This is a genomic window from Vibrio sp. YIC-376 (assembly GCF_052353105.1).
In the GTDB taxonomy this organism is placed as follows: Bacteria; Pseudomonadota; Gammaproteobacteria; order Enterobacterales; family Vibrionaceae; genus Vibrio.
This window is the reverse complement of sequence record NZ_JBBWFK010000003.1, coordinates 363,361-379,914: the sequence shown is the minus strand read 5'-3', so window position 1 is coordinate 379,914 and position 16,554 is coordinate 363,361. Positions and strand designations below refer to the sequence as shown.

The window sequence follows — 16,554 nt, the reverse complement described above, 5'->3', positions numbered from 1 at the left end:
AAGTTGAAGTGAAATAATGATTCCAGCAGAACGCCAAAGAACAATTTTGTCCCTTTTGTCACACCAGGAAGTCCTCAGTATCTCTGATTTAACAGAGCATCTTGGTGTGTCACATATGACGATTCGTCGCGATATTGTAAAGCTAGAGTCTTCAGGGAAAGTGATCTCTGTATCTGGAGGGGTGCAGCTTGCTCAGGTATTGCATAGTGAACTGTCACACGATGCTAAGGTGGAACAACAGGCGGATGAAAAAGCTCATATTGCTCAAATCGCTGCAACGTTAATCGATAAAGAGGCCACCGTATATCTGGATGCTGGCACGACGGCGTTAAGCATTGCTCATCAAATCGTCGACCGAGACGATCTGTTGGTCATCACCAATGACTTTTCGATAGCTGCTTATCTGATGACCCACAGTCAATGTGAGTTATACCATACGGGTGGAAAGGTTGACCGTGAAAACCAATCAAGTGTCGGCGGTAAGGTTGCCGAGTTCCTCGCGGGGATGAACATTGATATTGCCTTTATCTCTTCTTCTTCCTGGAGTTTAAAAGGATTGTCCACACCTAATGAGGGAAAAGTGTGGGTAAAAAAAGCCATTGCAAAAGCCGCTCAAACAAACTATCTGATTTCGGATTCTACCAAATATGGTCGTGTTGGTAGTTTCCATGCGTTAGATATTGAGGAGTTTGATGGCATCATCACCGATCAAAACCTATCACAAGTCGTTAAAGTCGAGCTTATGGAAAAAGGTTTAACCGTTCTTGATAAGTTAATTAGCCGCCAGTAATGAACGAGCTCTTGTGTTAAGCCTCAAGAGCTCAGCCGAATACGGATTATTGATTAGCTCGATACCGTCAAGTGTGGCAAAGCAAGGAAGGAAATTCCTAGGATATGGGTACAACTATAGAGCAATGTGCACCATTACGGTGCTTTTAATAGCAATGAATTCGTTCCAGATATGTCTTTTCTTTCACTCTGTTTTGATACTCCAGCGGAGTGACATTAACTAACTTTTTAAACTCACGCAGGAAGTGCGGTTGGTCGCTGAACCCCAGAGTTGAAGCCAGATCAGAAAATGTCAGCTTTTCACAGTGATTAATATCGTAAATCGCTGATTGACAACGAATTGCACGGCTAAATCCTTTCGGCGTCAGTCCAATGTCATTTTTGAACATACGTTGCAAAGTTCGGCTGGTATATCCCGAAAATCTCTCTAATTCCTGAACTTGAATATTTCCTTTGTGTAGACAGATTTTAGCGACAACTTGCTGGGTCACATTAGTCGAGTTTCGTGGGCTTTTCGTGTTGAGAAACTGGCTTACCGCGTCGACCTGTTTTGAAAAATCTTTTGCTTCTAAAACGTAATCAATCAGCTCATTGGAGTGGGGCATAACGTCTTGTAAGCAATATTCTTTGTTGGTGAGTTCACTAGCTGAGGCTTGCAGAAAATCTGGTTTAACTCCTGGGGTAAATCGCACGCCGAAGTAGCGATGACCCCGTTCAAATAAAACCGAAGAAGCCTCTACTCTCGTTCCACAGACTAAAGCGCCAGAGGTGTCGGCATCACAGTCAAAGACGATATCAATACACCCATCCGGAATGGCAGTGGTTGGGTACTCTGAGCGGCCGGCGATAAAGCTGTAGAAGTGTGATACTTCGGGATTATTGGTTGAGAGTCGAGTTAGAAATTGCTCTGAACTCAATACAAACCAAGGTTGTTTTGAGTGAATCCCTGAAATATTGAACATCATTGATGAAGCCACCATCCAACTCTCCTCACTGCTCTGCGATAAGCCGCTAACTCAGCAAGTAAAGCAAGCAAGGTGCCATATTTTTCTGATAGCCCTCCTGATCCCCAATGTCGCAAAAATTCAATACGCCGAGCAAAACGCCCAATAGTATCGAAAGCAATGGCTCAAGACGGAAACATCCTGATTCACAAATGGCGGATTTCCGGAGCGCATTGATTAATGCATGAAGCAGCAAACTACAAACTATATGGATATAGGTGGCGTTATGTCAGACAGCACTAAAATTGATTTTATCTACCTTTCAGAGCAGGACATGATTAAAGCGGGCGTAACGGATATGCCTGGCTGTGTAGACACGATGGAGGAGATGTTCTCACTGCTCCAGAAAGGTGACTATCGAATGGCGGGAGCGAATAACGATTCGCACGGCGCGATGGTGACATTTCCAGATGAGTCACCTTTCCCTATGATGCCAAAACCAACGGCAGACCGACGATTGATGGCGATGCCTGCTTATCTGGGCGGTGATTTCCAGACCTGTGGCGTGAAATGGTATGGGTCAAATATCGCCAACCGAGAGAAAGGTCTTCCTCGCTCGATTCTGATGTTTATTCTCAATGACATTGAAACCAGCGCGCCACTGGCGTACATGTCGGCAAACTTGCTTTCAGCGTATCGAACCGGTGCAGTACCGGGTGTGGGCGCACGCCATCTAGCGAGAAAAGATGCCAAGGTGATTGGTTTGCTTGGCCCGGGTGTAATGGGTAAAACGACCGTCGCTGCGTTCATCGCTGCCTGCCCGCAAGTCGACACCATCAAAATTAAAGGCCGTGGCACAAAGAGCCTGGACAGCTTTATGACTTGGCTTGCGGCTTCTTACCCTCAAGTTACTAATGTACAGATTGTCGATACCGTCGAAGAGGCGGTTCGTGGCTCGGATTTGGTGACTTACTGTAACTCCGGAGAGACCGGAGATCCTTCTACTTATCCTGAAGTTAAGCGCGAATGGGTAAAACCGGGTGCATTCCTTGCGATGCCAGCAAGCTGTCGTCTTGATAAAGGCATGGAAAAATCCGATGTTCGTAAAGTGCTGGATAACAAAGGGTTATATCAGGCGTGGTTTGAAGAAGTGCCTAAACCTACACATAACATCATCCCTCTGGTTGGTATGCGTTTTATGGACATGATTGATGCTGGTGAGTTGTCTGCAAGCGAACTGGAAGATCTGGGTGACATCGTCGCAGGCGTTACTCCGGGACGTAAAAATGATGAAGAAATCATTGTGATGTCAGTCGGTGGAATGCCGGTCGAAGACGTGGCGTGGGCAACTAAAATTTACCGCAACGCCGTTGAGAAAGGCATCGGTGTCTCGCTGAATCTGTGGGATGAACCGGTACTTAGCTAAACCGAATTACATAACAAGAACAAAGGAAAAATAAATCATGGCAAAAATCATCAAGGTGAAAACCGGCTCCCGATTCGAAGAGATAGCAAGTTACTCACGTGTAGTGACGGTAGATAACTGGATATTTGTCTCCAATACTGCAGGACGAAACCCGGAAACCAACGAAATGCCGGACGATGTCTTCGAGCAAACTGAACAGGTATTTCTAAACATAGAGCGGGCACTGGCTGCTGTGGATGCCAGCTTGGCTGATGTCGTGACGTCTAAGGTCTTTATTCAAAACCCGGAAGATGTCAGTGCCGTGATGGAGTATATCGGCAGCAAGTTCAAAGGTATCGATCCTGCGACTACCGTCACTTGTCCTCCGCTCGGCTCTAGCATCTATAAAGTTGAGCTGGAGGTGACCGCATACCGAGGAGCTTCCAATAGCGAAACCGAAAAACGGATCATCGGTTAGCAAAGCAGATTCTTATCATATTTAAGGGACATAGAGATGGTAAAAACACTCGAATTCGTAGAGACGCCTAACGAGCTACCTGTGTCGACCAGTGTCGTCATTATCGGTGGCGGCATTGTAGGCATTAATGCGGCGCTCACGTTAGCAGAGAGGAACATTCCTGTCGTTGTGATTGAAAAGGGTTTTGTCGGCGCAGAACAGTCTTCGCGTAATTTAGGCTGGATCCGAAAAACCAATCGTCACGCGGAGGATATTCCTCTGGCTCTTGCTTCTGATCAATTGTGGGCGGGAATGGCAAAGCGAATTAATCGTGATGTGGATTATAAGCAAAGCGGCATCATGTTCCTGGCGGATAATGAAAAGCAGATGGGCGCCTATGAATCCTGGCTTGATTCAGTTAAGTCGCTATCTCTGGACTCAAGATTACTGAGCGCTGACGATATCAAAGCGATGGTGCCGGGAGGAGAAGGGAAGTGGCTGGGTGGCATATACACGCCATCGGACGGTAGAGCAGAACCTTCAATCGCCACCAGTGCGATGGCGAAAGCGGCGATAGAAAAAGGCGCTGTGATTGTTCAGAACTGCGCAGTACGTAACTTGTCGCTGTCCGGTGGAAAAGTAAGTGGCGTGGTTACTGAAAAGGGTGAGATTCGTTGTGAGCAAGTACTCCTTGCAGGAGGTGCGTGGTCTAAAGCGTTTTTGAGTCATCATGGTGTCTCTTTACCTTCTTTACCATTGATTTGCTCTGTGATGCGTTCTAAGCCGATGGATGGTCCAACGGACATCGCGGTTGCAGGACCTAATTTTTCATTTCGTAAACACTTAGATGGCGGCTTTGTCATCATGCAGCGTGGAGCAATTGAAGCTCGCCTGACGCTAGACCACTTTTTGATTGGTCACCGCTATTTGGGTCAGCTCAAACAACAGCGCGATGCGCTACGAATTTCGGTTGGGCGACATTTCATTGACGATCTTAAAGCGTCAAAACGCTGGTCACGCAATAAATCTTCAATGTTCGAAGAGATTCGCGTTATGAACCCGGATCATAACTCTGGCTTAAACCAGGAAGCATTAAGCAATCTACGTAAAGCTTGGCCTGATTTTCAGCAAGCTGAAATAGCCGAAGAGTGGGGAGGGCTGATTGATATCACGCCGGATTCCAAGCCGGTTATAGACAGTCTGGATGCCATACCGGGACTGACGATTGCGACTGGCTTTTCTGGTCACGGGTTTGGTACTGGACCAGCGGCAGGGATGTTGGCCGCCGATTTGGTGAGTGGTCACACACCACTGGTCGATCCCAAGCCTTATCGGTTTGCGCGATTGTAGCTATACCAACCTAAATAAGTATCTTGATTTAAGTAATCTAAGGAATAGAAATATGAACGAATTAGTCAACACTAACAAAATTCATATAGCTGAAGGATCAGCGACTAAGAATCAAAAGTTAAAGATTGGGCTTGGAACAATGATGGCGATTTGCATCGGCCTGGTGATTGTTCAGGGGGCCATGATTTCGGCGACGCAAGGCATCGGCCTTGGTGGGATGGCATTCATTGCAGCCATGTTCACTGCCTTTGTTTTGGCCCAGTTTAATGCAATGAGCTTTGCAGAATTATCTCTGATGTTTCCACAGGAAGGATCACTTGCTACCTACACAAAAAAAGCGATCGGACACTTTCCCGCTATTGTCGCTGTGTTTGCAGGCTATGTCGTAGTGTCGGTACTAGCGCTGCCAGTTGAGTTGTTCTTAGTGGATGCCATGTTGAGCGAGCTACTACCTGGTGTACTGCCGGAGAAAGTGGTGCCTCTGGGTATTCTCGTTCTTCTTAGTGTGACAAACATGGTGGGTGCGGATGTTTTTGCCCGAGTTCAGAACATGCTGGCCTTTATTTTGGTAGCCGCACTCATTCTTGTAGGACTGTGTGCTATCACCGGATTGAGTGAGCCACATCCGGAACTCACTGGCACAACAGTGGATTGGAGCTTTGGCGGCGTGATTGATGGCAGCTTTATTGGCTTAGTTGCTCTGGCGATGTGGTTGATGGTTGGTGTTGAGTTTATCTGTCCGATGATCAAAGAAGTGAAAAATCCCGTCAAGAATATCCCCCGTTCTATGCACCTCTCTTTATTGTTGATCTTTCTAATATTTCTCGCTTTTGCATACGGAGCCAGCCTTTACCTCAACGTGGAAACGTTAGTGGGCTCATCTATCCCGTATCTTGATTACATCAATGCTGTCTTTGGCAATGCTGGCCTAGTGATTGCCACCGTGATGGCACTGGCCGCAACGTGCAGTACAGTGAATACTATTTTGGCCTCTATCCCGAGAATGTTGCATGGTATGGCAATGCAAGATCAGGTCTTCCCACAGTTTAAAGCGCTGAACCGTTTTGACGCTCCATGGGTAGGCATCGTCGTGATGGCTGGCTGCACTTCCATACCGTTCCTGTTCCTCGATATCGATTCACTGATTGTATTAGTAATCGCGGCAACGACGAGCTGGCTGCTGGCTTACATGGTGGCACATATTAATGTCATCGTATTACGTAAACGTATGCCGGAGCAAAAGCGCCCTTATAAAACGCCTTTCTATCCGGTGCCGCAAATCTTAGGCATTGTTGGAATGGGTTATGTTGCGCTGAACAACTCGCCTTCTCCTGAAATGACATCCCTTGTCTATACGATCACTGGTGGAATTTTGGCTTTAGTGATAGCGATAAGTGCGATTTGGGTGAAGTTTTACATGAAGCGTAATCTGTTTGAACCAGATATGAAGTAGCGTCGCCTAACGCTTACGCGATAAATATATGACCAGTACTTCTATAGAAAAGGGCGCAATAACCCTGATTTAACCGCAGAAATCGTAGGTCGCACGGATTCTACAGGTTCAGCGCTGACTAATGAACGTGTTTCAAGCGAGCGTGCACAATACGTTGAACAATACATGATTGATCAAGGTATTGATGCTGAACGTGTTCACACTACTGGTGTTTCGGACCAACAACCGCTGACGAACGGTAATAACGCTCAGCTTGAACGTTCAGTACAGATCACGTTGAACTAATAGAAGTATTGTCTTCATAAGTCAGAGTCTAAGAGGTCTGTATTCGCACTTGCTTTTTAGGTTCACCAATTTAAAAAACAAACGCCACTGAACTTCAGTCCAGTGGCGTTTTTATATTGGCAGCGTTATTATGCGTTAATAAGTTTTGAGTAGTTCTTAACCAAACATACGTTGGCTGTTTTCTTCAAACTCGTTGATAACAACGGTCTCTGCACGTTTGAAGAAGTTAAAATCTGTTGCCGTTGCGCTGGTGTAAGCGCCCATCATACGGCCGATGATCAAATCACCGTTTTCCAGTTTTGGTAGCATCACATTTTCTGCTATCACATCGATGCTGTCGCAGGTTGGGCCCGACAATACACTCGGTAGGTATTCACCTTCCTGTTTCAATGTCACAATTGGGTACTGTGCATCGTCAAACATCAGACCGCTGAATGAACCGTAGATACCGTCATCCAGGTAGTACCAAATTTGCCCGTCACGCTCTGCTTGACCCATGACCGATGCAACACTGGTGACTGCTTCTGCAACAATAAAGCGTCCTGGTTCAGCAATCACTTGAACGGTTTCTGGTAATTCGTTTAGCGCTTCGTTAATCGGTACGCAGAACTCACCAATTGGCATTACATTCTCAGTGTATTCCACAGGGAAGCCACCACCGATATCAAGTGTGCTCAATGCTGGTAAACCACGCGATACGACATCGTCCATCACTTGTTTACAAGTGCGGATAGCATCGACGTATTTTTGAGGATTCATCGTTTGTGAACCTACATGGAACGATAGACCCTTAATACGAATATTCCACTCTTTTGCTGTTTCGATGATGTTCAGTGCCTGCTCTGGTGTGCAGCCAAATTTTTTCGATAAATCCGCGAATACTTCTGAGTTACGGAAGCTCAAACGAACAAGCAGTTCAACGTCATGGTTGTAAGCTTTGAATTTTTCCAATTCATTTAAGTTATCAACCACAAACACATTACAGCCATACGCAAGCGCATCACGGATATCACGATCACGTTTGATAGGGTGAGTGTGAATAGTACGTTCTGCTGGTACGCCTTGTTGTTTCACCAAATCTACTTCACCAGACGTCGCCAAGTCGAAACTTGCGCCTTCTTCCAATAGGGTATTGACCACTGTTGGGTGAGGTAGCGGTTTAAGCGCAAAATGCAGAGTGACATTCGGCAATGCTTGGCTTAGGGCGCGGTAATTTTTACGAACAATATTGCAGTCCAGCATCAATAAAGGTGCACCAAGTTGTGCAACCGCAGTTTCGATAAGATCGACTGTCTCAGCAGGTAGAGCCGGAGAAGAAAAAGATTGAAAACCCAATACAGACGCAGAATTAGCCATAGCAAACCTCCAAGTTAAGTAGGCACTTTTCATGGGCATTGTGATGAAAAGTGGAGCGTCAATAAAAGCGGGGTTACCGCCGTCAAAGAAACTCTTGGATAGTTGCTCTATCGCCTTGCCACAAAACAGCTGTGATGTACTCGGATTGGCTATCATCAAGAAGCAGCGCGATATTAAGGTCATAAGTTTTCACGCGCAATAAAAAATGCCGCAAATAAAGAAGAAGTTTTTTGTCGTAAAGATAACGATTGCTAATAAATACTTACTCTATGATTTCAATGAACTTATTAAGGATTTGGTTGTGTTTTAATCCACTTCTTGTCACCAATGAAATATCTGAACTGAAATGAAACTCATCAGGGAATAGGGCTCGCATTTGTCCTTTATTACACCAATAATCGGCATAATGTTGTGGTAGAAATCCGATGTAAGTACCTGTAAGTATTAAGAAAGCGATGCCTTCATGGTCGGACGCAGTTGCCGTGCATTTTAGCTTTTGATACAGATCGGTCGCTTCTGTAGACATTTTGTGTCTTGTGATGACGGAATTGGTCTGCTTAAGGCGTTCGATAGCCTGATCGCTTTCAGTAAAGAATGGGTGCTCATGACTGCAATAAAGGCAATAACTTTCGTTATATAAAGTGCGGTAATCGAAGTTATTGCTTTTGTTGTTTGCAGGGAATGCACCAACGTGAAACCGCCCGTCAATTAAGCCTTTTTCTATATCCGCAGGAGAAGACATCGTGATGTTAATATTGATTTTTTCACTCATCTTACGAATGTGCGTTAACGCGCGGGTAATTTTCATGTGAGGCTGCGTGACCAGATTGTTGACCAGTGCGATATTAAGTTCGCCACGCAGCTCATTATTGATTTGGTTTACGTCATTACGAAATTGTTCGATAGAAGCAAGGAGAATGTCGGCAGACTCTAATACCGCCTCCCCTTCGTCGGTCAGGGTGATACCGCCTCTGCCTCTATGACAAAGCTTCATATTCAAGCGTTTTTCAAGGTCACTCATCTGCAAGGATATCGCCGACTTTGTGATGCCAAGAACAGGTTCCGCAGCGGTATAACTACCGCACTCAACCACGGTTTTAAACAGACGAATCAGTTTGATATCAAAATCGGTGATCTGATGGATGATGCTTTTGTTATTATTGTTGAGCTTTTTCATAACTTATGTAAGGTAAATTTATAATCTACTTAACATACTCATGTGGTAAAAATAAGTCCAGTCAATACAAGGACGGTATAACGATGAGTAACTATAAATTTGCACAAGATGGAATCAATCCAGATCTTTCTGCTCATTGGATGGCATTTACTTCCAATAGAAGCTTTCACCAAAACCCACGCATCATCACTCAAGCTCAAGGCTCATGGCTGAAAGATGCCAACGGCCGAGATATTTATGACTCTTTGTCCGGGCTGTGGACATGTGGTGCGGGGCACGGTCGTCAAGAGATCCAAAAAGCGGTGGCCGAACAGTTAGGCACGTTGGATTACTCACCGGCATTTCAATTTGGCCATGAGCTTTCCTTTAAACTGGCGGACAAAATTGTCGAGAAGATGCCTAAAGGACTCGATCATGTGCTTTTTACCGGTTCTGGCTCTGAATGTGCCGACACATCACTCAAATTGGCACGAGCTTACTGGCGTGTAAAAGGCAAAGCGTCGAAAACCAAGTTAATAGGCCGAGCGCGTGGTTATCATGGCGTTAACTTTGGTGGAACCAGCCTAGGCGGCATTGGCGGTAATAGAAAAACCTTTGGCCAGTTAGTCGATGCTGACCATATACCCCACACTCTGCAACCCGATTTAGCTTTTACAAAAGGCTGCGCGGAAACGGGTGGTGAAGAACTCGCGAATGAGTTTTTGAAACTCATCGAACTTCATGACGCCTCGAATATTGCCGCAATTATAGTTGAACCCATGTCAGGCTCTGCGGGCGTGATTGTGCCACCAAAAGGTTACCTACAGCGTTTGCGCGAAATTTGTGATCAGCATGACATCCTGCTGATTTTTGATGAAGTTATCACGGCCTACGGACGCATGGGATGCTGGAGTGGTGCTGAGTATTTCGGCGTGACGCCAGATATCATGAACACGGCTAAGCAACTGACCAACGGCGCTATCCCTATGGGCGCGGTGATCTCTTCTCATGAGATCTATCAGGCCTTTATGGAGCAGGATTTACCTTCTCACATGGTCGAATTTGCACATGGCTACACGTACTCCGCGCATCCGGTCGCATGTGCCGCAGGTCTAGCTACACTGGATCTGTTAGAAAAAGACTCGCTGATTCAGCAGTCACACGAACTTGCGCCTATATTCGAAAGCAAGCTGCATGCGATCCAAGGGGCGAACCATGTTATCGACATCCGAAACTGTGGTTTAGCTGGCGCAATTCAGATCGCACCAAGAGACAATGATCCAACCATTCGACCGTTCGAATGTACATTATCTCTGTGGGAAAAAGGATTTTATGTTCGCTCAGGCGGAGACACGATTCAATTTGGTCCGACGTTTAATGCCAAAGCTGATGACCTTGAGCGTTTATTTGACGCGGTTTACGAAACACTGAATCAACTAAATTAAAAATCAAGAAAAGGAAGTCAAAGCATGGACGTTATTTCGCATTTTATTGCCGGCGACAAATTCTCACATTCAGGTTCAACGATTGATGTTTACAACCCAGCAACTGGCGAGCCGATTCGTCAGGTTGAAATGGGAAGCGCAGAAACGGTTTTTTTAGCGATAGAGGCGGCGAAACACGCATACCCAACGTGGAGCAAAACGCCTCCTCTGAAAAGAGCGCGAATCATGTTTGCGTTTAAAGATCTATTAGAAGAGAACCAAGACCAAATCGCGCGTTTGATCAGTGAAGAACATGGTAAGACGATAGAAGACTCATTAGGCGAGCTTCAGCGTGGTATCGAGAATGTTGAATACGCTTGTGGCGCGCCAGAGCTATTGAAAGGCGAATACACAAGAGGAACTGGACCGGGTATCAACGCGTGGAGTGATCACAAGCCTGTAGGTATCGTTGCCGGTATCACGCCATTTAACTTCCCAGCGATGGTACCACTTTGGATGTATCCACTTGCGATTGTGTGCGGTAACTGTTTCATTCTTAAGCCGTCTGAGAAGGTGCCAGCTTCAACCCTGTTCATTGTTGAACTATTACATAAAGCAGGGCTGCCAAGCGGTGTACTCAACGTTGTTAATGGTGGCAAAGAGGTCGTCAACGCATTAATCGAAGCACCAGAAGTGAAAGCGATGAGTTTCGTCGGCTCAACACCTGTTGCTGAATATATTTATGCAGAAGGCACTAAGCGCGGCAAACGTGTACAGGCCCTTGGCGGAGCTAAAAACCACGCGATCATCATGCCGGATGCAGAAGTATCGAGCACAGTTAACTCACTCATGGGTGCGGCCTTTGGCTCGTGTGGTGAGCGCTGCATGGCGATTTCTGTTGCCGTGTGTGTTGGTGATGAAGTGGCAGATAATCTGGTTAAAGAACTGACTCCCCTGATTCAAGAACTGCGAGTTGGTGCCTATACACAAGATTCAGTTGATATGGGGCCAGTGATTGCCAAAGAGCATCTTGAGAAGATTTGTGGTTATATTGCGAGTGGTGTTGAGGCGGGTGCTGAGTTAGTCGTGGATGGTCGAGGTCTTTCTGTTCCTGACTTCTCTACCGGCTACTTTATTGGCGGCAGCTTGTTCGATAACGTCACTCCAGACATGAAGATTTACACCGATGAAATCTTTGGTCCTGTGCTCTGTGTAGTGCGTGTGAAGTCCCTTGAAGAAGGTATTCAGCTCATTAACGAACACGAGTTCGGTAACGGGACGTGTATCTTTACACGCGATGGTGAAACTGCAGAGATATTCTGTGACGAAGTTGAAGCGGGGATGGTCGGTGTCAACGTACCGCTTCCGGTTCCAGTGGCTTATCACAGCTTTGGTGGATGGAAACGTTCGTTATTCGGCGATCTTCATGCTTACGGTCCTGACGGTGTGCGTTTTTATACTCGACGCAAATCCATTACTCAGAAATGGCCAAAGCCGCAAAACAACGAAACCGCGCAATTTGCATTCCCAAGCAATAAATAGCACTCAATTCCTTGGCTAATTCACATTTCCCCTAGCTCTTGCGCTGGGGGAAATGTGTTTGGTTAACAAGTGCTAATCTAGTCTTGCTTAGAATAGGTTCATGCTTTTAGACAGGTTGTGCCAACGTTTTACGCGTTGCTGACTGTTAGGATTCTGCTGGGCAATTCTGTGCACCAGCATATTTGCTGCCATGACGATTCCCCAGGTCGATTCCAGAAATAACCCCGCTTTAGATTTGGTGTGGCAGACGTGAGGTGTGAAGTCTTCCGCCCAATAACAGAATTCATCGGTGATGATGACGATCTGAATACCGCGCTTCTTGGCCTCTTCACATAGCTTTTTCGTTTCAGCTGCGTACGGGACGATATCCAGCACAACCAGTACATCGTAGCCTTTTTTGTTCGCGGGCTGTATTTCCATTCCCAGCCATTCTGCGAGCATCCCGTCGTGGGCAGAGAGGTATTGAACATTGTCCCGTGCAAAAGAAAGCCTCCGGGTAATGTCCTCAGCCGTCCCTCTGATTGACTGAAAACCTGTTACATACACTTTTTGTGCGGCACTGACACAGCCAACCAGTCCATCCCAGGTTGCGGTACCAAACTGCTCATAGAGCCGCATCAAAGCTTGCATGTCGTTCTTCATATGCTCTTGATAAAAGCTATCAATTGGAATATCAGCATCGCTGTTGTATTTGTTCTCGATATGCTCTTTTTTTACTTCATCTTTTAAAGACGAAATGCCGTGATATCCCGCTTTCTTTAAAAAACGGCTGACGGTTATCTGGCTGACTGCTGCTTTTTCTGCAATAGATACCCCGGTTTCAAAACTGATCTGCTCCAGATTTAGCAAGATATACTGCGCTACTCTTGCTTCGGAAACAGAAAGTTTGGGTATCAATGACTTTAACTTTTGTGCGGTTGCCGAGGTTACAATGTCTGACGGATTACTAAATGTATGAACCATAACACTTCCTTGTGTTTAGATGCACTTATGTGGGGCGGCGTTGCCCTGTGACGGTGCTTTAACTAGCCGTTTTAACTCAAATTTTTGGCTATTTTCTATACTGGCGTCTCTAACTTACTGTTTATCAGACGCTTATTAATATGTTACATGAATAACATATCATGATATTGAAATAAACATGCCAATGTAAAAGAATTGTTACTGACATCGAAACGATGATTTAGTGGATTAAAAGAGTTTTAAACAGCTTGCTTTAAACACATGGAAGGTGGATACATGAAGGCATTAAATGTTAATAGTTACACCCGCTTAATAAATCGAAAAACAATGGCAGCAGCAATCGCAACGGTGGGATTAGGGATATCTCAACAAGCCGTCTCTGCGGAGGCGCTTAAGCTATACAACTGGGGCGATTACATCAACCCTGCCGTTCTTGAAGAATTTACCAAACAAACGGGTATCGAAGTCAGTATTGATACCTATACCTCCAACGAAGAAATGTTAGCGAAATTGCAAGCTGGCGCGACAGGGTACGATATCGTATTTCCCTCTGTTCACATGCAAGACATCATGTTTCAGCTTAACCTTCTGGAGAAAACGGATATTAACCAAACTGCCGGTTTTTCACATATCGATACCAGTTTCTTAAACGCGAAATCAGACCCTAAAGGTGAATACTGCTTACCATATGCGTGGGGTACGGTCGGTATTCTTTATAACAAGAAACAGGTCAGCTCCATCGAGTCGTGGGAACAGTTCTTCGAGCTGCCAAAAGAGGGTAAGAAAATCGCAATGCTGGATGACATGCGTGAAGTTATCGGCATTGGTTTGATAGAGCAGGGAAAGAGCGTGAACTCGACAGATCGTGATGATCTGAAAAAGGCGCAAGAGTTCATCATTAAACAAAAACCTTATATCTCTTCATTTACGTATGACAGCGCGCCGTTGGTACAGTCGGGTGATATCGCTGCTGCGCAATGGTATGTCGGTGCAATGTTATACGTATTCCAAACGCCGGACGAGCTTGGTTACGTCATCCCTAAAGAGGGGGCGACCATGTATCAGGAAAACATGTGTGTACTTAAGTCGGCACCGAACAAGAGCAATGCGAAAAAGTTCTTAGAGTTCTTCACTCAGCCTGAAATTGCCGCACTGAATACCAAGCAGCAAATGAACGGCTCCGTTAACAAAGATGCGATAGCACTTCTTCCTGAATACATTCGAGATAATCCAAACATCAACCCAACAGCTGAAGTTCGTTCAAAGCTGCAACTCTTTGCTGAACTAGGCAAAGACATCAAGCTGTATGATCGTGTTTGGACCAAGATCCGCACTCACTAATTAACTCAAAATACGGGCTTATCTCCTGAGCCCGTGCTCAACTATTGTAAATGGTGACTCAGATGTCAGATTCTCTATCCGAAGAATACATTCGTATACGCCGTGGCTATCGTCAGTTTACTACGCCTGAGGGCAGTGTGATTAAAGCGCTCGATGGGGTTGATATCGCCATCGCGCGAAAAGAGTTCATCACTTTGTTAGGCCCATCGGGTTGTGGCAAAACCACATTGCTGAAAATTATTGCCGGGTTTGAAAGTTTAGATAAAGGTGACGTGTTAATTGATAACGAGTCCATCGTTAAACTCCCTGCTCACAAACGTCCAGTGAACACCGTCTTTCAGTCGTATGCGCTATTTCCGCATATGACCATCAAAGACAATGTCGGCTACGGACTAGATGTTGCCAAAGTCAAAAAAGATGAACGTAATCAGCGCGTCAAAGAGGCGCTGGAAATGGTTGGCCTCAGCGGGACTGAAAAGCGCGTACCGTCGCAGCTTTCCGGAGGCCAGCAACAACGCGTCGCTCTGGCGCGCGCTATTATCAATCGCCCTAAACTTTTGTTGCTCGATGAACCGTTATCTGCGTTGGATAAGAACCTGCGACTGAAGATGCAACTAGAGCTTAAACGTTTGCAGGCCGAGCTCGGTATTTGCTTTGTTTTTGTTACACACGATCAGGAAGAAGCCTTGACCATGTCAGATCGTATCGTCGTGCTCAACGGCGGTAAGGTCCAGCAGATGGGGACGCCAGATGAAATCTACCATACGCCTAAAAATAAATTCGTTGCGACATTTATCGGCGAAAGTAATTTATTTAACGGTAAGGTGATTTTGGTAGAGAACCACGTAGCGGTTGTCGACTGTGCAGGGGTGAAGATTTTCTGTGAAGCGGATAATTACCACGTTGGCGATCGTGTTGAATTATTGCTGAGACCTGAGCAATTTTCATTGAAACCGGCGCTTGATCAAGGGCTGACTCATGGTATCGATATGACCGTCGACGAAGTCGTTTTCGTCGGTGCCGATTACCAGTTGCATGGTAAATTAGTCAACGGCCAATCCGTCACCGCTTTGGCTCGCCGCAGTGATGGCAGTTATCACGCAGGTGATACAGTGACACTTTATTATCAGGTCAGTGCCCCACATGGGATCAGTTTTGAAAGGAAAACTGAGCGGGAGGTTGCATGAAGCCATCCTCAAAGACGCTCTCCCGAGAACAAGTATCGCTGCTAGTCATGCTGTCCCCGACGTCGATATTTCTGGGCGTGTTTTTTTTAATTCCGCTAATGATCATGCTGACCTACAGCTTTTTGGAGCCGGGGCTTTACGGCGGTGTTGAATGGAGTTTTTACCACTGGAACTACGGCAGAATTCTAGGCTGGGCTGACGGTTTTTATGAAGAGTTCGACATTGTTTATTTGGAGATCTTACTTCGCTCAATTGGCTTAGCTGCTGCAACGGTTATTTGCTCATTAGTGGTTTGCTACCCAGTCGCGTTTTGGATCAGCGGCTTATCACCTAAGATGAAGTCACTGTTTATCTTATTGATAACACTTCCTTTCTTTTCCAGCATGATCGTTCGTTTGTATGCATGGATCCTCATTCTGCGAGACTCCGGTTTCGCCAATCAATTTTTAGAGTGGACAGGCGTTATCTCTGAGCCTTTGAGCATCATGTATTCAGGTACCGCTGTGATCATTGGCATGGTTTACATTTTTGTGCCGTTCATGTTCCTGCCTATCTACTCAAGTGTTGAGAAGCTAGACACAAGGCTGATTCAGGCGTCTGAAGATCTTGGAGCAACGCCATTTACAACTTTTCGCAAAGTGATATTTCCGCTGACGCTGCCAGGCATTATGGCGGGCAGTGTGTTGGTATTTATTCCGAGTTTAGGCAATTTCGTTATTCCTGAGCTATTTGGCGGTGCCAAGGTCCTGATGATTGGCAATATGGTCGAGCAGCAATTCCTCTACGCGAGAAACTGGCCATTTGGTGCCGCGTTATCGATGATTATCACGCTGTTTATGTTGGTGTTACTAAGCGTGTTTTTCTATCGGATTAACCGCTCTCCGGCAAACCAGTAAGGAAAT

Annotated in this window: 15 protein-coding genes; 11 read left to right on the top strand and 4 right to left on the bottom strand. The window is 45.8% G+C overall.

Annotated features, from left to right (window positions below; genetic code table 11):
• The first annotated feature begins 16 nt into the window (after nt 1-16).
• Nucleotides 17-790, top strand: coding sequence for a DeoR family transcriptional regulator (locus WJM94_RS08680; RefSeq protein ID WP_444493852.1), 774 nt, complete (start codon nt 17-19; stop codon nt 788-790).
• Between the two features lie 145 nt (nt 791-935).
• Here the strand turns inward: WJM94_RS08680 and WJM94_RS08675 are convergent, their stop codons facing one another.
• A complete protein-coding gene (locus tag WJM94_RS08675) occupies nt 936-1,769 on the bottom strand; it encodes a helix-turn-helix domain-containing protein (protein ID WP_444493851.1) in 834 nt (277 codons plus the stop codon).
• Between the two features lie 250 nt (nt 1,770-2,019).
• On the opposite strand from WJM94_RS08675, the gene WJM94_RS08670 reads away from it, so the two are divergent.
• The 5 genes from WJM94_RS08670 to WJM94_RS08650 are packed head-to-tail and all read left to right on the top strand — an operon-like array spanning nt 2,020 to nt 6,683.
• On the top strand, nt 2,020-3,159 hold the full coding sequence (locus WJM94_RS08670; RefSeq protein WP_444493850.1) for a tyramine oxidase subunit B: 1,140 nt from the start codon (nt 2,020-2,022) through the stop codon (nt 3,157-3,159).
• A 55-nt stretch (nt 3,160-3,214) separates the two neighbouring features.
• Nucleotides 3,215-3,616: a RidA family protein gene (locus tag WJM94_RS08665; RefSeq protein ID WP_444493849.1), complete on the top strand. Its 402-nt coding sequence runs from the start codon at nt 3,215-3,217 to the stop codon at nt 3,614-3,616.
• Nucleotides 3,617-3,652: 36 nt separating this feature from the next.
• Nucleotides 3,653-4,945: an NAD(P)/FAD-dependent oxidoreductase gene (locus WJM94_RS08660; protein ID WP_444493848.1), complete on the top strand. Its 1,293-nt coding sequence runs from the start codon at nt 3,653-3,655 to the stop codon at nt 4,943-4,945.
• 52 nt (nt 4,946-4,997) lie between these two features.
• Complete coding sequence (locus tag WJM94_RS08655; RefSeq protein ID WP_444493847.1) at nt 4,998-6,398, top strand: APC family permease; 1,401 nt, start codon at nt 4,998-5,000, stop codon at nt 6,396-6,398.
• Nucleotides 6,399-6,422: 24 nt separating this feature from the next.
• Nucleotides 6,423-6,683, top strand: coding sequence for an OmpA family protein (locus WJM94_RS08650; RefSeq protein ID WP_444493916.1), 261 nt, complete (start codon nt 6,423-6,425; stop codon nt 6,681-6,683).
• Between the two features lie 156 nt (nt 6,684-6,839).
• Here the strand turns inward: WJM94_RS08650 and WJM94_RS08645 are convergent, their stop codons facing one another.
• Nucleotides 6,840-8,039 (bottom strand): type III PLP-dependent enzyme, encoded by a 1,200-nt coding sequence (locus tag WJM94_RS08645; protein WP_444493846.1) that lies wholly within the window; start codon nt 8,037-8,039, stop codon nt 6,840-6,842.
• 262 nt (nt 8,040-8,301) lie between these two features.
• On the bottom strand, nt 8,302-9,216 hold the full coding sequence (locus WJM94_RS08640; RefSeq protein ID WP_444493845.1) for a LysR family transcriptional regulator: 915 nt from the start codon (nt 9,214-9,216) through the stop codon (nt 8,302-8,304).
• Nucleotides 9,217-9,299: 83 nt separating this feature from the next.
• Here WJM94_RS08640 and WJM94_RS08635 point away from each other — a divergent pair, with 83 nt between their 5' ends.
• Together WJM94_RS08635 and WJM94_RS08630 are read left to right on the top strand one after the other, a co-directional pair.
• On the top strand, nt 9,300-10,640 hold the full coding sequence (locus WJM94_RS08635; RefSeq protein ID WP_444493844.1) for an aspartate aminotransferase family protein: 1,341 nt from the start codon (nt 9,300-9,302) through the stop codon (nt 10,638-10,640).
• 24 nt (nt 10,641-10,664) lie between these two features.
• Nucleotides 10,665-12,161, top strand: coding sequence for a CoA-acylating methylmalonate-semialdehyde dehydrogenase (locus WJM94_RS08630; RefSeq protein ID WP_444493843.1), 1,497 nt, complete (start codon nt 10,665-10,667; stop codon nt 12,159-12,161).
• A gap of 87 nt (nt 12,162-12,248) precedes the next feature.
• Here the strand turns inward: WJM94_RS08630 and WJM94_RS08625 are convergent, their stop codons facing one another.
• Nucleotides 12,249-13,124 carry a MurR/RpiR family transcriptional regulator gene (locus tag WJM94_RS08625; protein ID WP_444493842.1) on the bottom strand — a complete coding sequence of 292 codons (876 nt, stop codon included), beginning with the start codon at nt 13,122-13,124 and terminating at the stop codon, nt 12,249-12,251.
• Nucleotides 13,125-13,400: 276 nt separating this feature from the next.
• On the opposite strand from WJM94_RS08625, the gene WJM94_RS08620 reads away from it, so the two are divergent.
• The 3 genes from WJM94_RS08620 (at nt 13,401) to WJM94_RS08610 (ending at nt 16,548) form a co-directional block, all read left to right on the top strand.
• On the top strand, nt 13,401-14,465 hold the full coding sequence (locus WJM94_RS08620) for a polyamine ABC transporter substrate-binding protein (protein WP_444493841.1): 1,065 nt from the start codon (nt 13,401-13,403) through the stop codon (nt 14,463-14,465).
• A 62-nt stretch (nt 14,466-14,527) separates the two neighbouring features.
• On the top strand, nt 14,528-15,652 hold the full coding sequence (locus WJM94_RS08615) for an ABC transporter ATP-binding protein (RefSeq protein WP_444493840.1): 1,125 nt from the start codon (nt 14,528-14,530) through the stop codon (nt 15,650-15,652).
• Nucleotides 15,649-16,548 (top strand): ABC transporter permease, encoded by a 900-nt coding sequence (locus tag WJM94_RS08610; protein WP_444493839.1) that lies wholly within the window; start codon nt 15,649-15,651, stop codon nt 16,546-16,548. Before WJM94_RS08615 ends, WJM94_RS08610 begins: the two co-directional genes overlap by 4 nt.
• The last annotated feature ends 6 nt before the right edge of the window (nt 16,549-16,554 follow it).

Bases quoted from the DNA above. Each gene is read 5' to 3' on its own strand.
- WJM94_RS08660 (WP_444493848.1), top strand. From the start codon at position 3,653: ATGGTAAAAACACTCGAATTCGTAGAGACGCCTAACGAGCTACCTGTG.
- WJM94_RS08645 (WP_444493846.1), bottom strand. From the start codon at position 8,039: ATGGCTAATTCTGCGTCTGTATTGGGTTTTCAATCTTTTTCTTCTCCG.
- WJM94_RS08655 (WP_444493847.1), top strand. From the start codon at position 4,998: ATGAACGAATTAGTCAACACTAACAAAATTCATATAGCTGAAGGATCA.
- WJM94_RS08640 (WP_444493845.1), bottom strand. From the start codon at position 9,216: ATGAAAAAGCTCAACAATAATAACAAAAGCATCATCCATCAGATCACC.
- WJM94_RS08675 (WP_444493851.1), bottom strand. From the start codon at position 1,769: ATGGTGGCTTCATCAATGATGTTCAATATTTCAGGGATTCACTCAAAA.
- WJM94_RS08620 (WP_444493841.1), top strand. From the start codon at position 13,401: ATGAAGGCATTAAATGTTAATAGTTACACCCGCTTAATAAATCGAAAA.
- WJM94_RS08625 (WP_444493842.1), bottom strand. From the start codon at position 13,124: ATGGTTCATACATTTAGTAATCCGTCAGACATTGTAACCTCGGCAACC.
- WJM94_RS08635 (WP_444493844.1), top strand. From the start codon at position 9,300: ATGAGTAACTATAAATTTGCACAAGATGGAATCAATCCAGATCTTTCT.
- WJM94_RS08615 (WP_444493840.1), top strand. From the start codon at position 14,528: ATGTCAGATTCTCTATCCGAAGAATACATTCGTATACGCCGTGGCTAT.
- WJM94_RS08670 (WP_444493850.1), top strand. From the start codon at position 2,020: ATGTCAGACAGCACTAAAATTGATTTTATCTACCTTTCAGAGCAGGAC.
- WJM94_RS08630 (WP_444493843.1), top strand. From the start codon at position 10,665: ATGGACGTTATTTCGCATTTTATTGCCGGCGACAAATTCTCACATTCA.
- WJM94_RS08610 (WP_444493839.1), top strand. From the start codon at position 15,649: ATGAAGCCATCCTCAAAGACGCTCTCCCGAGAACAAGTATCGCTGCTA.
- WJM94_RS08680 (WP_444493852.1), top strand. From the start codon at position 17: ATGATTCCAGCAGAACGCCAAAGAACAATTTTGTCCCTTTTGTCACAC.